The 14951-nt window shown below is 71.6% G+C and carries 15 protein-coding genes, 2 pseudogenes and 1 riboswitch (1 of these 18 cut by a window edge); of the genes and pseudogenes, 5 read left to right on the forward strand and 12 right to left on the reverse strand.

The genetic code is table 11. The features are described from left to right. Nucleotides 1-7 precede the first annotated feature (7 nt). Entirely contained in the window at nucleotides 8-1018 is a 1011-nt protein-coding gene (locus ACTJI1_RS10845) for an aldo/keto reductase family protein (RefSeq protein WP_310133721.1), read from the forward strand. Nucleotides 1019-1210: 192 nt separating this feature from the next. Beyond that, the gene (locus ACTJI1_RS10850; RefSeq protein ID WP_440742620.1) at nucleotides 1211-2428 is read left to right on the forward strand and encodes an MFS transporter; all 1218 of its coding nucleotides are present in this window, start codon (nucleotides 1211-1213) and stop codon (nucleotides 2426-2428) included. Between the two features lie 6 nt (nucleotides 2429-2434). Here the strand turns inward: ACTJI1_RS10850 and ACTJI1_RS10855 are convergent, their stop codons facing one another. After that, nucleotides 2435-3277, reverse strand: coding sequence for a helix-turn-helix domain-containing protein (locus tag ACTJI1_RS10855; protein ID WP_440742621.1), 843 nt, complete (start codon nucleotides 3275-3277; stop codon nucleotides 2435-2437). 88 nt (nucleotides 3278-3365) lie between these two features. Between ACTJI1_RS10855 and ACTJI1_RS10860 the strand changes: the two genes are divergently transcribed. Continuing rightward, nucleotides 3366-4334: an arginase family protein gene (locus ACTJI1_RS10860; RefSeq protein WP_440742622.1), complete on the forward strand. Its 969-nt coding sequence runs from the start codon at nucleotides 3366-3368 to the stop codon at nucleotides 4332-4334. On the opposite strand, the gene ACTJI1_RS10865 is transcribed toward ACTJI1_RS10860, so the two are convergent. From ACTJI1_RS10865 to ACTJI1_RS10890, 6 genes and pseudogenes are all read right to left on the reverse strand, one after another. Continuing rightward, complete coding sequence (locus ACTJI1_RS10865) at nucleotides 4291-4545, reverse strand: CBU_0592 family membrane protein (RefSeq protein ID WP_440742623.1); 255 nt, start codon at nucleotides 4543-4545, stop codon at nucleotides 4291-4293. The genes ACTJI1_RS10860 and ACTJI1_RS10865 overlap by 44 nt on opposite strands. Nucleotides 4546-4560: 15 nt before the next feature. Beyond that, nucleotides 4561-4629: riboswitch (guanidine-III (ykkC-III) riboswitch) on the reverse strand. Nucleotides 4630-4677: 48 nt separating this feature from the next. Continuing rightward, nucleotides 4678-5325 (reverse strand): DNA-3-methyladenine glycosylase family protein, encoded by a 648-nt coding sequence (locus ACTJI1_RS10870; protein ID WP_440742624.1) that lies wholly within the window; start codon nucleotides 5323-5325, stop codon nucleotides 4678-4680. Next, complete coding sequence (locus tag ACTJI1_RS10875) at nucleotides 5318-7210, reverse strand: Na+/H+ antiporter NhaA (protein WP_440742625.1); 1893 nt, start codon at nucleotides 7208-7210, stop codon at nucleotides 5318-5320. The genes ACTJI1_RS10870 and ACTJI1_RS10875 overlap by 8 nt, the downstream gene beginning before the upstream one ends. Before the next feature lie 19 nt (nucleotides 7211-7229). Next, nucleotides 7230-7661, reverse strand: a complete 432-nt coding sequence (locus tag ACTJI1_RS10880; protein WP_310133711.1) for a VOC family protein — start codon at nucleotides 7659-7661, stop codon at nucleotides 7230-7232. Nucleotides 7662-7773: 112 nt separating this feature from the next. Then, nucleotides 7774-8472 (reverse strand): annotated as a pseudogene (locus ACTJI1_RS10885) (SDR family NAD(P)-dependent oxidoreductase); the annotation flags it as partial. Nucleotides 8473-8505: 33 nt separating this feature from the next. Then, a complete protein-coding gene (locus tag ACTJI1_RS10890) occupies nucleotides 8506-8907 on the reverse strand; it encodes a winged helix-turn-helix transcriptional regulator (protein ID WP_440742626.1) in 402 nt (133 codons plus the stop codon). 93 nt (nucleotides 8908-9000) lie between these two features. Between ACTJI1_RS10890 and ACTJI1_RS10895 the strand changes: the two genes are divergently transcribed. After that, nucleotides 9001-9870: an SDR family oxidoreductase gene (locus tag ACTJI1_RS10895; protein WP_440742627.1), complete on the forward strand. Its 870-nt coding sequence runs from the start codon at nucleotides 9001-9003 to the stop codon at nucleotides 9868-9870. A gap of 62 nt (nucleotides 9871-9932) precedes the next feature. On the opposite strand, the gene ACTJI1_RS10900 is transcribed toward ACTJI1_RS10895, so the two are convergent. Beyond that, nucleotides 9933-10511 (reverse strand): TetR/AcrR family transcriptional regulator, encoded by a 579-nt coding sequence (locus ACTJI1_RS10900; RefSeq protein WP_440742628.1) that lies wholly within the window; start codon nucleotides 10509-10511, stop codon nucleotides 9933-9935. A 101-nt stretch (nucleotides 10512-10612) separates the two neighbouring features. Between ACTJI1_RS10900 and ACTJI1_RS10905 the strand changes: the two genes are divergently transcribed. Further along, nucleotides 10613-11440, forward strand: coding sequence for an alpha/beta fold hydrolase (locus tag ACTJI1_RS10905; protein ID WP_440742629.1), 828 nt, complete (start codon nucleotides 10613-10615; stop codon nucleotides 11438-11440). Here the strand turns inward: ACTJI1_RS10905 and ACTJI1_RS10910 are convergent. The 4 genes and pseudogenes from ACTJI1_RS10910 to ACTJI1_RS10925 form a co-directional block, all read right to left on the reverse strand. Next, complete coding sequence (locus ACTJI1_RS10910) at nucleotides 11430-12407, reverse strand: NAD-dependent epimerase/dehydratase family protein (RefSeq protein WP_440742630.1); 978 nt, start codon at nucleotides 12405-12407, stop codon at nucleotides 11430-11432. The two genes, ACTJI1_RS10905 and ACTJI1_RS10910, sit on opposite strands and share 11 nt — an antisense overlap. An 84-nt stretch (nucleotides 12408-12491) precedes the next feature. Then, nucleotides 12492-13259, reverse strand: a complete 768-nt coding sequence (locus ACTJI1_RS10915; RefSeq protein WP_440742631.1) for an MBL fold metallo-hydrolase — start codon at nucleotides 13257-13259, stop codon at nucleotides 12492-12494. Between the two features lie 57 nt (nucleotides 13260-13316). After that, entirely contained in the window at nucleotides 13317-14468 is a 1152-nt protein-coding gene (locus tag ACTJI1_RS10920) for a sensor histidine kinase (RefSeq protein WP_440742632.1), read from the reverse strand. A gap of 10 nt (nucleotides 14469-14478) precedes the next feature. Continuing rightward, a pseudogene (locus ACTJI1_RS10925) lies at nucleotides 14479-14951 on the reverse strand (response regulator transcription factor); it runs 245 nt beyond the window's last position.

Below are 14951 nucleotides of genomic sequence, written 5' to 3' on the forward strand. Positions count from 1 at the left end.
AACGACAGTGCAGTTCAGATACCTGGGCAACTCCGGCTTCAAGATCTCCGAGATCACCTACGGCAACTGGTTGACCCACGGCTCGCAGGTCGAGAACGACACGGCGACGGCGTGTGTTCGCGCGGCCCTGGATGCGGGCATCACGACGTTCGACACGGCCGACGTTTACGCCAACACCGTGGCCGAGAGCGTCCTCGGCGAGGCGCTGAAGGGCGAGCGCCGTCAGTCGCTGGAGATCTTCACCAAGGTGTTCGGCCCCACCGGCCCGAAGGGCCACAACGACGTCGGGCTGTCGCGCAAGCACATCCTCGAGTCGATCGACGGCTCCCTCCAGCGGCTGCAGACCGACTACGTCGACCTCTACCAGGCCCACCGGTTCGACGTGGAGACGCCGCTGGAGGAGACGATGCAGGCGTTCGCGGACGTCGTCCGGCAGGGCAAGGCGCTCTACATCGGCGTGAGCGAGTGGACGGCCGACCAGCTGCGCGCCGGGCACGCGCTGGCGAAGGAGCTCGGCATCCAGCTGATCTCGAACCAGCCCGAGTACTCGGCGCTGTGGCGCGTGATCGAGGCGGAGGTCGTGCCGACCTCGAAGGAGCTCGGCATCTCGCAGGTCGTCTGGTCGCCGGTCGCGCAGGGCGTGCTCAGCGGCAAGTACCGCCCGGGCGCCCCGCTCCCCGAGGGCAGCCGCGCCACCGACGAGAAGGGCGGGGCGGGCGCCGTCAAGCGCTGGCTGAGCGACGACGTGCTCACCCGCGTGCAGGAGCTGACCCCGATCGCGCAGGAGCTCGATCTCACGCCCGCACAGCTCGCGGTGGCGTGGGTGCTCCAGAACGACAACGTCGCCACGGCGATCATCGGCGCCTCGCGCCCGGAGCAGGTGACCGAGAACGTGAAGGCCTCCGGCGTGACCATCCCGGCCGAGCTGCTCGGGCGGATCGACGAGGTGCTCGGCGGCGCCGTCGAGCGCGACCCGTCCCACACGGCCACGCGGTCGCCGAAGACGCGGGAGGCGTGACACCAGACGCGTGACACCAGACGCGTGACGCCAGACGCGTGACGCCAGACGCGTGACGCCAGACGCGTGACGCCAGACGCGTGACGAAGGGCGCCCTCCGCGAGGAGGGCGCCCTTCTCTCGTGGACGCTCGGTCGCCCGGCCGCGGACGCAGAGTCAGGCGTGCGGCGCCGCCGTCGGCCAGAGTCGAAGGGTGACGACAGATACCTCGCCCGTCCGGGCCGCCTCCCCCGCATCCCGACCGCTCACGCGCACGCGCTGGGGCGGCCTCATCGTCATGTTCCTCACCAGCTTCGTTCTGGTGACGGCGGAGTTTCTGCCCTCGGGCGTGCTGACCGCGATGGCCGCCGAACTCGGCGTGACGCCGGGGCAGGCCGGGCAGACGGTGACCGTGACCGCGTTCGTCGGGTTCCTGGCCGCGCCGACCATCGGCATCCTGATCCCGCGGATGGACCGGCGGACGCTGCTGATGCTCGTCGCCGCCCTCGCCGCCGTGTCCAACCTCGCGGTGGCCCTCGCGCCGTCGCTGTGGGTGCTGCTCATCGCGCGCCTGCTCATCGGGGTGGCGATCAGCGGCTTCTGGTCGATGTCGCTGACCGTCGCCGCGCAGCTGGCCACGCCCGACCGGCTCGGCCGCGCGCTGACCACGGTGAGCGCAGGCATGACGCTCGCCGTCGTCGCGGGCGTGCCGGTCGGCGTCTACCTCACCGCGCTCGTCGACTGGCGGGGCGTGTTCCTCGGCGCGGCGGTGCTCACCGCGGTCGTGGCGGTCGCCCTCCGGATCGCTCTGCCGCCCGTCCCGGCGGCGGAGGCGTCCAGCCTGCGGATCCTCGGCGACACCCTGCGGAGGCCGGGCGTGCGGCAGGGGCTGGCCGGCCACATCCTGATCGTGCTCGGGCACTTCATGGCGTACACGTTCATCCGGCTCGCCCTGGACCAGGTGCCGGGGCTGGACACCGAGTTCGCCGCCGCGCTTCTGGTGCTGTTCGGGATCGGCGGGGTGATCGGCAACCTCGTGGTCGGCGCCCTCGCCGACCGGCACCTCGCACTCCTGCGCTACCTGCAGCCGTCGCTCATCGCCGGCGCGATCCTGCTCGCGATCCTCGGTCAGGGGTCGGTCATCCTCGTCGCGGTCGCGGTCGCCGTGTGGGGATTCGGTTTCGGCGCGTGGCCTGCGGTCATCAACACCTGGGCCGGCCGCTACATCCCGGATCGGCTGGAGGCGGCGGGCGGCCTGGTCGTCGCCGGGTTCCAGCTGGCGATCACGCTCGGCGCGGGCATCGGCGGGGTGCTGGTGGACAGCATGGACGTGCGGTTCACGTACCTGGTGGCTGTGGCCGTCGTCGCGGTCGGCGTGGTGCTGTTCGGCAGCGCCGGGCGCCGCGGCTCGGCTGCGGTCCCCGTGGAGTGACGGTTCTCAGCTCGCGCGCTGCCGCCACACGGACGGGACCGCACCGGTGTGGCGGCGGAACGCGCGGCTGAATCCGGCGTCCGACTCGTAGCCCAGCAGACGGGCAGTCTCGCTCACGGTGAGGCCGTCCTGCGAGAGGTAGGTCATGGCGGCGTCCATCCGCACCTGCGCCAGGTAGCTCGCGGGCGACTGGCCCACCTGCTCGCGGAAGCGTTCGGCGAACGTCGTGCGCGACATCGCGCCGACGGCGGCGAGGTCGCGGAGCGTCCACGGGTGTCCGGGGTTCGCGTGCATCGCGTCGAGCACCCGGTTGAGGAACGGGTCCTGGACGACGGCCGGCCAGTTGTCCGGGACGCAGTCGCCCTCGGCCCACGCGCGGATCGCGACGGCGACGATGGTGGTCGCCATCCGGCCGCAGATCACGCGGTCGCCGGCCCGCCGTTCGCCGGTGCCGCATCCCATCCGGGAGGCCAGCAGCGCGATCCCGGGGTCGAGGTCGGCCAGGCGGTGGACCCCGAGGAGGTCCGGCAGGCGATCGAGGGCGTGGAAACCGGCCGTCGGGCGGAGCTCGGAGACGACGACCGTTCCGTCGGTCTCCGCCCTCATCTCGGCGCTCTGCCGCCCGGGCGTGAACACGACGTCGCCCGCCTGGTAGGCGAACGACAGCGGCTGTGGCCCTGCCGAGCGCACCCGCACCGATCCATCCACGACGTACAGCAGCGTCGGCCCGGAGAGGACGACGCGGGTGCCGGGCCGGAGGTCCTCGCGGCGCGACTCCTCCACCTGCCACTCGAGCGTGGCAAGGAGCTCGTCGAGTGTGGCGGGGGCGTGCATCGCGGCGGTCGTCACGAAATCCGGCAACCGCTGAGCGCCGCGAGCTATTCCGCGGTGCGGGCATCCCGTGACCGGCGTCGCCGGGTGCTCGTACGATGGGCGCGTGAGCAGGCAGCGCAGGTGGGGCCTCGTCGGGGTGCCGTCGAGCGCCGGGGGCCACACGCCCGGCATGGACCTCGCCCCGGCGGCGATCCGGGCGGCCGGGCTGGTCGGGATGCTCGAGGCGCGCGGGCACGACGTCCGCGACCTGGGCGACGTGCGGGGATTCCGGCGCCGGCCCGATCCCGAGCACCTCGACCGGCAGAACATCCATGAGGTGCGGCGCGTCGCACTGGAGACCGCCGCAGCCGTCGCGGACGCGATCTCGGGCGGCCGGACCCCGCTGGTCGTCGGCGGCGACTGCACCGTGACGATGGGCGCGGTCGCCGGCTTCCGCCGTGCGGGCGAGCCGACGGCCCTCGTGTACATGGACGGCGGCCCCGACCTCTACACACCGGGCCGCATCGACTACGGCAACGTGGATGCGATGGGCCTCGCCCACCTGCTGGCGCTGCCCGGCAGCGACCCGGCCCTGACGAGCCTGGAGGGACCGCCGCCACTGCTTCGTCCGGACGAGGTGGTGCTCTACGGCGATGCGCTCCCGGAGGACCGCGACGATCTCGAAGACGCGATCGCCGAGCAGCTGGGCCTGGTCCGCGTTCCCGCGTCGCGCATCCATCTCGACCCGGGTGCGGCCCAGGCGGCACTGGCCGCGGCGGAGGAAGCCGGGGAACGCTTCCTCGTGCACTTCGACGTCGACGTCCTCGGCCACCAGCACCTCGCCCTGGCGAACATGCCCAACCCGGACGCGCCGCCCTGGGGGCTGACGGTCGATGAGGCCGTCACCGGACTTCAGGTGCTCACGGGCAGCGAGCGGTTCGCGGGGATCGTGCTGACCGAGGTGAATCCGAACAACGCACCGGACGAGCAGACGATGGGACAATACGTCGAACTCGTCGTGCGCGGCCTGACCGGGGACATCGACGTCGTCAGCGCGAGCGGGCAGCCAGCGCCCGCGCCCGCAGCAGGGTGACCAGTCCGAACGCCGAGACGATCGCCCACACGCCCTCCAGCAGGAGGAAGCCCCACTGGGCGCCGAGCGCCGCCTCGACGGCGAGAGCGCCGGAGCCCACGAGGTTGAGCACGATGTACGGCAGCGAGTCCTGTTTCAGGACACCCCGCTGGGACAGGACGAAGGCGGACAAGACCAGCAGCGAGCCGATGATCTGGACGGCTTGACTCACGATGCGCTCCCTCAGGAAGCGTCGTCTTGGCTGACCGGGTACGGCGCGTCTCGTCCGGAGCGCTGCCCTCGTGACAGCGTCCCTCCATTTTGGCACGCGGCTCTGAGCACAGGCTGCGCAGGTGGAGGGACGTCAGGCGCCGTCCTCGGCCCCGAGCGATCGCCACAGCAGCGCCGCCGCCAGCGTCCGGTACGGCGCCCAGGGGACGCCGCGCTGCCGCACCCAGGCGATGCTCGGCGTGGCCTCGAGCCGGTCGAGCCGTCGCACCGCCACGCGGATGGCGAGGTCGCCCGCGGGCATCACATCCCAGCGGCACAGCTGGTGAATGAGGTACATCTCCGCGCTCCACGGCCCGATGCCCTTGATGCGGGTGAGCGCCAGGACCGCCTCCTCGTCGCCGACGCCCCGCAGCGCCTCCAGGTCCAGCTCGCCGGTCGACACGCTCTGCGCGAGCGCCTGGAGGTAGAGCGCCTTGGCGTGGGAGGCGCCGACCGCCCGGATCTCGTCGAGGCCGAGCGCGAGGATGCCGGCCGGGGTGGGCCGGCCGCCGAGCAGCCGGGCGAGGCGGTCGTAGATGATGAGGGCGACGTTGGTCGAGATCTGCTGGCCCAGGATGTGCAGCACCAGCCCGGCGAAGTCGTCACCCGTCGTGCGTCCGCCGTCCGGGAACTCGAAGGGATCGGGCGTCCCGAACCGGTCGATGAGCGCCCGCAGCCCGGGGTCGCGGGAGGCGAGTTCGGCGTACGCCGAGGTGAGTTCGGCTGTGGTGTCCTCAGCCATTGCGCAACGCCGCCCGCGCCCCGTTGATCGCCTTGCTGAGCGAGTCGATGTCCACATCACCCTCGTGCCGCTGACCGTTGATGAAGTAGGTGGGCGTGCCGGCGGCGCCGCTCTCGTCCGCCGAACGGATGTCGGCGCGCACGCGGTCGGCGAACGCGTGCGCCTGGAGGTCGTCACGGAACCGGTCGACGTCGATCCCGATCTGGCGCGCGTACTCCTCCAGATCGTTCGCGCCCAGCCGGTCCTGGTGGTCGAGCAGCATGTCGTGCATCGGCCAGAAGGCGCCCTGCGCCCCGGCCGCCTCCGCCGCCTCCGCGGCCCGCAGAGCATTGGGGTGCACATCCGTGAGGGGCAGATGGCGCCAGACGACCGCCACATCCGGATGCCGCTGCATCAGCTCGCGCACCGTGGGCTCGCCGCGCTTGCAGAAGCCGCACTCGAAGTCGCCGTACTCCACCACCGTGACCGCCGGCTCCGCAGCCCCGCGCACGTGGTCGAGCTCCGGGTCGGGCGGCGCGAGCAGGTCGAGGGTGGGATCCGGCCGGCCGTTGAGAGCCGTCGTCCGCCGGTTGGCCGGGATGAACCGCACGCAGAAGAACACCAGCCAGGTGAGCGCGGCCGACCCGATCACCGAGAGGAAGATGCCGATCTTCGCCTCTCCGAGCTGCGGACCGGTGAGGGCGATGCCGGCGATGAGGAGCGAGACGGTGAATCCGACGCCCGCGGCCGTGCCGCTGCCGAGCACGGACAGCCAGCCGACCTGCGGGTGGATGCGCCCCCGTGTCATCCGGCTGAGCAGCCACGAGCTGCCCACGACCGAGATGGGCTTGCCGACGACGTAGCCGAGCACGATGCCGATCGTGATCGGGCTGGTGAATGCGCGGCCCAGCAGGTCCGGCGTGATGGCGACGCCCGCGTTGGCCAGGGCGAAGATGGGGACGACGACGTAGCTCGTCCACGGGCTCAGCCGGTACAGGATGCGCTCGTTCTCGGAGAGCGAGTCCGCCAGTCCTGCCGCCGCGGAGTGCGCCAACTCCGCGCTCGGGCTCACCCGGTAGTCCCGGAACAGGTCGGTCGCCCGCTCCAGGTCGGCGCGGACGGGCACGTAGGCGCTGGTCGAGAGCCCGATCGCCAGCCCCGAGACCACCGGGTCGATGCCGCTGAGCAGCATGAAGAACCAGGTCAGCACACCCAGCACGACGGCGAGGTTCCGGCCGAGGGTGCGGTTGAGGCGGCGTGCTGCGAGCAGGAGGACGAACGACACCACCGCCGCCATGACGGCCGGGAGCGAGATCGGACCGCTGTACAGCGCGGCGATCACGATGAGGGCGACGACGTCGTCCACGACGAATGCGGTCAGCAGGAACGTCCGGGTCCGCTTCGGCGCCCGCCGTGCCAGGAGCGTCAGGATGCCGAGTGCGAGGGCCGTGTCCGTCGACATGGTCACACCCCAGGCGCCGGCCGACGCGAGCCCGTGGTTGACGACGAGGAAGATCGCGACCGGCAGGGCCATTCCCACGAGGCCGACGGTGATCGGCAGGATGAGCCGCTTGCGCTCGCGGAGGTCGCCGAGGTCGAACTCGCGCCGTGCCTCCAGCCCGACGGCGAGGAAGAACAGTGTCATCAACCCGCTGTTGACCCACGTGCGCAGCTCGTAGGTCAGCGACCACGAGCCGACGCTGATCCCGACCCGCTGACGCCAGAACTCCTCGTACCCGCCGATGTTCGCCCACACGAGAGCCGCGACCACACCCGCGACGAGCAGGACGGAGGCCAGCGCACCCGCCCGGAGCACGCCTTGGAAGGTGCGGTGCGGGTGCATCATCACGGTGCCGTCCGCGCCGACGCGCGCGTCCGCGGTCACCGCCGACGGTTCAGAGGTCACGCGCTACCGCCTTCATCGTTCACTGGAGGCAGAACTCGTTGCCCTCGGGGTCGCGCATCATGATCACGAACTCCTCGTACGGGCCCCAGTTACCGAGCAGGGTCTTCTCCTCGGTGGCGCCCAGGCCGATCAGGCGGTCGCGCTCGGCCTCCAGCTCCTCGCGGGAGGCGCGGCGGTCGTCGAACGGCGTGATGTCGAGGTGCATCCGGTTGCGCTGCCGGCGCTCGTGGCGGTACCGGCTGAAGTAGAACCGCTGGTGGGCGGGATCCCCGTCCCACGCTTCGGCACGATCCGCGATCTCCTCGTCCGTCATCCCGGAGGCCCTCAGCGCGGCCACGTCCTCCGGGTCCCAGCCCGTCGGCTCGGGGTAGCCCATCACCGCACTCCAGAACCGGGCCAGCTCGGTGGGGTTCTCGGCGTGGAACGTGACGTTCGCGATCCGGGCGGTCATGCGTCGAGGATAGCCGGGCGACCGGGGCCGCGGGGACTTCACTCGTCTGCCGCATCCCGCCGTCGATCACGACATCCGACCCCGTCATGTTGCCGAGCACCGGACTGGCGAGCATCGTGATCAGTGCCGCGACCTCCTCCGGGGTGGTGAACCGGCCGGTCACCATCGCCTGCTCGGCGCCGTGCCGCACCTCCTCCGGCGAGCCGCCGCCCGCGGCGGAGACCGTCTCGGCGACGCCGCCGGTGCCGAGCCAGAGCGCGGTGGCGACCGGCCCCGGACTGACCGAGTTGACCCGGATGCCGCGCGGGCCGAGCTCCTTCGACAGCGACTTCGAGAAGCTCAGGACCGCTGCCTTCGCGGCGCTGTAGTCCATCACCAGCGGATCGGACAGCATGGCGTTCTCGCTTGCCATGTTCACGATGGCCCCGCCGTCCGGGATGAGGTCGAGGAGGGCACGGGTGACCCGGACGGTGGCCAGGGTGTTCAGCTCGTAGCTCGCCAGCCAGTCGTGGTCGGTGATCGACGCGAAGCCGCCGGGGCGCGGAGGCGCCGAGCCCACGTTGTTGACCAGCGCATCCACCCGGTCGCCCACCTGATCGCGCAGGCTCTCGATCGCGGCGGCATCGGTCAGGTCCGCGGCGACGAAGCGGAAGCCCGGCTCGGCCCCCAGGGCTTCGGTCTCCGCGGTCGGCGCGTGCGCGATGGCGACGACGTCCGCGCCCTCGGCCAGCAGGGCCCGGACGGTTGCGAGGCCGATGCCCCGGCTCGCACCGGTGACGACGGCGGTCTTCCCATTCAGCTGCAGATCCACGGTGCGACCCTAAGGGGCGGCGCCGGTGCGTGGCTATGGGCGAACTGCAGCGGATGCGTGGCCAGCGTCGGCGCCCACGATGTCGTCGGCGTTGGCGGCGATCCACGACATGAGCGGCAGCAGGTGCTCGGTCAGGTCGCGTCCGCGGTCGGTGAGGCTGTAGTCCACCCGGGGCGGGATGGTCGGCTGGGCCGTGCGGAGCACGAGGCCGTCGGCCTCGAGCGTCCGGAGCGTCTGGGCCAGCATCTTCTCGCTGATGCCCTGGACGGTGCGGCGCAGCTCGCCCCAGCGCAACCCGCTCTGCGAGAGGGCGACCAGCACGAGGACGCCCCACGTGCTCGTCACGTGGTTGAGGACGATGCGCGTCGGGCAGGCCGACGGCAGCACGCCGTCGGTGAAGCCGAAGCCGTTGAGTGACGCGAGACTGGTGTCCACGCCAGTAACTTACCAAAAAGTGGGTACCCGCCATTGGGAAGTAATGGAGGGACGGGCCGGTTCCCCTCGATGTCCGATCGAAAGGAACCCCTCATGACCATCGTCGTCACCGGCGCAACCGGCCACCTCGGCCGCCTCACCGTCGACTCCCTCCTCGAACGCGGTGTGCCCGCCTCCGACATCCGGGCCGCAGGCCGCTCCGCCGAGCGGCTCGCGCCGCTGGCTGCTCTCGGCGTCGAGACCGCCGTCATCGACTTCGAGAAGCCCGAGACGCTCACCGCCGCGTTCGCGGGCGCGGACGCCGTGCTGCTCGTGTCCGGCTCCGAGGTAGGCAAGCGCGTGGCGCAGCACCGGAACGCCATCGACGCCGCAGAGGCCGCCGGCGTCGGACGGCTCGTCTACACGAGCGCGCCGCACGCCACGGACGGCGCCCTCGTGCTCGCCCCGGAGCACAAGGCGACCGAGGAGCTGCTCGCGGCGTCGCCGCTGCCGGTGACCGTCCTCCGCAACAACTGGTACACCGAGAACTACACCGGCCTCCTCGACCAGGCCGCGGCGACCGGTGAGCTCGTGGGCAGCGCCGGCGACGGCCGCGTGGCCAGCGCGTCGCGCAAGGACTACGCCGAGGCCGCCGCCGTCGTGCTGTCGACGCCGGGCCACGAGGGCGCAGTGTACGAGCTGAGCGGCGACACGGCGTGGACCTTCGACGAGCTGGCCTCCACCATCGGCGAGCTCCTCGGCCGCGAGGTCGTCTACCGCTCGGTCTCGCCCGAGGAGCACACCGCCATCCTCACCGCCGCCGGCCTCGACGACGGCACCGCCGGTTTCGTGGTGGCCCTGGACGGCAACATCCGCGACGGGGAGCTGGCCGACGCGCAGAGCACCCTCTCGGAGCTGATCGGCCGCCCGACCACTCCGCTGGCGCAGGGCCTCGCCGAGTCCCGCGAGGAGGCGGCCGCCTGAGTCGGGGATCCGAGGGCGTCGCCGGGCCGTGGGGCTCGGCGACGCCCTCGTCGCGTACGGGCTCAGCCCTTCGCGCATGATGCGAGCGCCGCGTCGATCAGCGTCGCCGCGGCCGCTCGCGCCTGCGCGGCCGCGGTCGGGTTCCCGCTGATGGCGGCCGTCGTCTGCGCGCCTTCCGCCAGGATCGCGAGCTGGTCGGCCAGCGCGGCCGGGGCGCCGAGCTCGTCGACCAGCGACGCCACGTACCGCTGGAAGCGCTCCTTCTGCTCGCGGGCGATCGCCGCCACGGCCGGCGAGACGGCCCCCATCTCGCCGAAGGAGTTGATGAACCCGCAGCCGCGGAAGTCGTCGGTGCGGAACCAGCCGTCGAGGAAGTCGTAGATCGCGAGCAGCTTCTCGCGCGGGGTGTGCGCGGCAGCCGCAGCGCCGGCGATCCCCGCATCCCACACGCCCGAGCGGTAGCGCAGCACCTCTTCGAGCAGGGCGTCCTTCGAGGAGAACTCGGAGTACAGGCGCTTGAGCGGGACGCCCGCCTCGGTGCGGATCGCGTCCATCCCGACGGCGTGGATGCCGCGCTCGTAGAAGAGCCGGTCCGCGACCTCGACGATGTGCTCGTGCTCGGTGACCGTGTCGTTCGTCATCTGTTCACCTCTGGGACTTGCGCTGAGAACCATCGTTCTCTAGTGTAGCCATCAGAAGGCGAGAACGAGCGTTCTCGGCCGAATCGATCAGAGAGGTCATCATGGGATTCATCACCGTCGGTCAGGAGAACTCGGCACCGATCGAGCTGTACTACGAGGACCACGGCACCGGGCAGCCCGTCGTGCTCATCCACGGCTACCCGCTGGACGGTTCGTCCTGGGAGCGTCAGGCGCGTGAGATCCGCGCCGCCGGCTACCGGGTCGTCACCTACGACCGCCGCGGATTCGGCCGCTCCTCCAAGGTCGAGACCGGCTACGACTACGACACCTTCGCCGCCGACCTCGACACCGTGCTGACCACCCTCGACCTCAACGACGTCATCCTCGTCGGCTTCTCGATGGGCACCGGCGAACTCGCCCGCTACGCGAAGCTGTTCGGCACCGACCGCGTGGCCAAGTTCGCGTTCCTCGCCTCGCTCGAGCCGGGGATGCTCGCCAACGGGGTGCCGCAGTCCGTGTTCGACGGCATCGATGCGGCCGCGCGCGCCGACCGCTTCGCGTGGTTCACCGAGTTCTACAAGAACTTCTACAACCTCGACGAGAACCTCGGCAGCCGCATCTCGCAGGAGGCCGTCACCGCCAGCTGGAATACCGCCACGGGCAGCGCACCGGTCGCGGCCTACGCAGTCGTCCCGTCGTGGATCGAGGACTTCTCGGCCGACGTCGAGGCCGTCCGCGCCAGCGGCAAGCCCACGCTGATCGCCCACGGCACCTCGGACAACATCCTCCCGATCGACGCGACCGGCCGCGCCTTCCACGCCGCGTTCCCGGAGGCGGAGTACCACGAGATCGACGGCGCCCCGCACGGGATGCTGTGGACCCACGCCGAAGAGGTCAACGCGATCCTGGTGCCGTTCGTCACCCGCTGATCCGCAAGGGCCCCGCTTCCACCTGGCCGTCGTCGATCAGCCACTGCAGTGCTTCTGCCACGGCGGCCAGGCTGGAGTAGCGGGGCTCGTAGCCGAGCAGGCGTCGTGCCTTCTCGATGCTGCTGGAGGGGCTGCGCGCGATGTGCTCCCACGTCGTCTGCGCGTGCTGCGCGTCCGTGAGCTCCGCGAACCGGGCGTAGGGCTCGAAGCGGAGCCGCGGCTCCGCGCCGAACCAGCCGGCGACCGCCGTGGCGAAGCCGCGCAGGGTGACCGCACGATCGGACACCAGGTGGAAGCCGTGACCGACGGCGGCCTCCGGGTTCTCCAGGGCGAGCTGGAAGCCCTGGGCGACGTCGTCGGCGTGCACGTGGTGCACCGTCTCCAGGCCGAAGTTCGGAAGCACGACCTCCTCGCCTGCGGCGAGCCGGCGGTACACGTCGAGGTCGAGGTTGCCGGTCGGTCCGATCATGTTCCAGCCCGGGCCGGTGATGTGACCGGGATGCAGAACCGCGACCGGAAGGCCGCCCGGGGTCCGCGCCTCCTCCAGCAGCAGCTTCTCGATCGCGTCCTTGTTCACGCCGTACTCGCCGAACGGCTCCCGGTCCTCCTCCTCGGCGGTCGGCACGGCCGTCGCCGGGCCGTGGATCCAGATCGTCCCGCAGCTGAGCAGCAGCTTCACCCGGCCGCGCAGCGCCTCCACCAGCTGACGGGCGGAGTCGGGGGTGAAGCACACCATGTCGATGACGGCGTCCGCCCCCAGCCCGGCGATCGTCGCGCCGAAGGTGCCGTCCGCATCACCGGCGTCGCGGTCGAGGTGGATGCGCTCCACCGCATCCCACGCCGGATCCTCATGGTAGGGGGCGCTCGGCCCCCGGGTGATGGCGACCACCTCGTGACCGGCCCGCACGAGGCGGGGCACGAGGTAGCTGCCGACATGTCCGGTGGCACCGATGACGATCACGCGCATGGCATCCACACTCTCACCACGCCAGCCGGGAGTCGAGTTCCCGCCGGAGCCGCCCGGCCGGATGCGGCCGTGCGGAACCACCGCTCACGGCCACGCCTGGACGGCCGGCCCCGCCTCCAGGTCGATCAGCCGGCCGCCCATCCCCGCCGCATCGAAGGCGGCGCGCACAGACGCCTGATCGGTGGTGAAGTGACCCCAGCCCTCGGTGTGGAGGACGGCGACGCGGGGTGCTCCGATGAGGGCCGCCGCTTCCGCCGCCTGCCGGCTGGTGAAGGTCAGGTACGCGTCCAGGAGGGCGGTCCGCGCGCCGCCGGCGTTCAGCACCGCGACATCGATGTCAGCGGCCGTGTGCCGGACGACGTCGTCGACGACGCGGAGGGACGCGTTGTCGCCGCCGACGTACACGGTCGGCAGCCCCGTTCCGCTGAGCACGAAACCGGTCACCGGACCGGTGATGTGCTCCGTCCCGTCGGGACCGTGCTGGGCGGGGACCGCGACCACCCGCAGCGAGCCGCCGCCCGGCCGGTCCAGCTCGTGGTGCCGCCACGGCGCGACGCCGACCGCGTTCCCGCCGAGCCGTTCGGCGGCCGCCGGCGTGGTGAGCACGGTACCGGCGCGTGGCAGCAGCTCGCGGCCCAGCGCGTCGAGATTGTCGACATGCTGGTCGTGCGACAGCAGGACGGCGTCGATCCTCGGCAGGTCGTCCGACCGGATCGCCGGGGAGGAGGTCTTGCGCAAGGTCCGGCTCCCGCTGGGGTACTCGCCCGGGTCGCCGAATGCCGGATCGGTGAGCAGGGTCAGCCCGCCGACCTCGAGCAGCGCCGTCGGGCCGCCGATGAATGTGATCCGCATCTATCGTCTCTCCTTCACGCGACTGCACTCCCGCGCAGCCGATCACTCCGTGGTCCGTCAGTTCGCGGCGACCGCCGGGCGGAAACGCGGGAGCTGCACGTCGAACCTGCAGCCCGCTCCCGTGTTCCGCACCGAGACGTCCCCGTCGTGCGCGCTGACGATGCCCTGCACGATGGCCAAGCCCAGTCCCGCGCCTCCCGAGACCACCCCCGAGCGCGGAGACCGCGCGGCGTTACCCCGCCAGCCCGCGTCGAACACCGCTCCGAGGTGCTCCTCGGGGATGCCGCCGCCCTCGTCCACGACGCTGAGGACGACCGATGAGCCGGCGCCCTCGCGGACCGACACATGGATGGCCGCCCCGGCGGGCGAGTGCTCGATGGCGTTCACGAGCAGGTTGTGGATGACGCGGGAGAGCTCTCGTGCGTCGCCCCAGACCGTCAGGTCGCCGTCCTGCGACTCGTTGAGCGCCACGGAGCGGGTGGCCGCGAGGGGCGCGAGATCGGCCACGGCGTCGCTGACCAGGTCGTACATCGAGAGCGGCCCGAACTCCAGGCGCAGTGCACCGGACTGGATCTTGGACAGCTCGAACAGGTCGTCGACCATGTGGCTGAGGGTGTCGCACTGACTGCGCAGTTGCCGATAGTAGCGCTGAGGGTCGGCGGCGATGCCGTCCTCGAGCGCCTCCGCCATGGCCTGCATGGCGGCGAGCGGGGTGCGCAGGTCGTGGGAGATCCAGGCGACCAGCTCGCGGCGCGACGCGTCGAGCAGCCGCACCTCCTCCCGGGACTCCGCGAGACGCCGTGAGACGTCGGCGAGTTCGCTCGAGAGAGCGCTGAACTCGCTGCTGTCCTGCTGCTCGGCCGGGACGATGCGCCCGTCGCCGACCGCGCGCGCGGCGTCGCGGAGGGTGCGGCTGGTGCGCACCAGGCCCATCCCGAGCACCGCGGCCACCCCCACACTGACGACGGCGGCCACCCCGATGACCCACGCGAGCACCACGAAGTCGTGCGGCGAGATGTACATCGCGCGGGCGATGGCCACCGTGCCGCCCACGATCGACGCGACGGCCGCCAGCACGACGACGCCGAGCCGGACCATGACGGACGCCCTGCGCAGCAGGTGCAGCACCACCACGGCGACCGCCGAGATCGCCGCTGCGGCGAGCAGAGTGGTGCCGACGATGGCGGCCAGGTCTCCGAGCGCGAGCATGCGGTCCTCCTCAGGCACTCATGCGGTAGCCCACCGCCCACACGGTGGTCAGGTGAACAGGTTTCGTGGCGTCCTCCTCGATCTTCTCGCGCAACCGGCGAACGTGCACGGTCACGGTCGAGAGGTCGCCGAAGTCCCAACGCCAGACCTCCTTGAGCAGTTGCTCCCGGCTGAAGACCTGGTTCGGATGCTTGAGGAAGAACGCGAGCAGGTCGAACTCGCGCGCAGTGAGGACCAGCTCCCGGCCGCCCTTCGCGACAGTCCGGTTGGAGGGATCGATGGCGAACGGGCCCAAGCGGAAAGGCGCTTCGGGGGCGAGTTCGCCGACGCTGCGGCGCAATATGGACTGCGCGCGCAGCACCAGTTCGCGCGGCGAGAACGGTTTCGCGAGGTAGTCGTCGGCGCCCGCTTCCAGGCCCTCGATGCGGTCGTCGGTGGAGCCGAGGGCCGTGAGCAGGATGATCGGAACGGCGCGGCGGCTGC

This window comes from Leifsonia sp. 22587, assembly GCF_052044215.1.
GTDB classification, from domain to species: Bacteria; Actinomycetota; Actinomycetes; order Actinomycetales; family Microbacteriaceae; genus Leifsonia; species Leifsonia shinshuensis_C.

Bases quoted from the DNA above. Each gene is read 5' to 3' on its own strand.
- ACTJI1_RS10870 (WP_440742624.1), bottom strand. From the start codon at position 5,325: ATGGCTGAGGACACCACAGCCGAACTCACCTCGGCGTACGCCGAACTC.
- ACTJI1_RS10880 (WP_310133711.1), bottom strand. From the start codon at position 7,661: ATGACCGCCCGGATCGCGAACGTCACGTTCCACGCCGAGAACCCCACC.
- ACTJI1_RS10895 (WP_440742627.1), top strand. From the start codon at position 9,001: ATGACCATCGTCGTCACCGGCGCAACCGGCCACCTCGGCCGCCTCACC.
- ACTJI1_RS10900 (WP_440742628.1), bottom strand. From the start codon at position 10,511: ATGACGAACGACACGGTCACCGAGCACGAGCACATCGTCGAGGTCGCG.
- ACTJI1_RS10905 (WP_440742629.1), top strand. From the start codon at position 10,613: ATGGGATTCATCACCGTCGGTCAGGAGAACTCGGCACCGATCGAGCTG.
- ACTJI1_RS10910 (WP_440742630.1), bottom strand. From the start codon at position 12,407: ATGCGCGTGATCGTCATCGGTGCCACCGGACATGTCGGCAGCTACCTC.
- ACTJI1_RS10915 (WP_440742631.1), bottom strand. From the start codon at position 13,259: ATGCGGATCACATTCATCGGCGGCCCGACGGCGCTGCTCGAGGTCGGC.
- ACTJI1_RS10920 (WP_440742632.1), bottom strand. From the start codon at position 14,468: ATGCTCGCGCTCGGAGACCTGGCCGCCATCGTCGGCACCACTCTGCTC.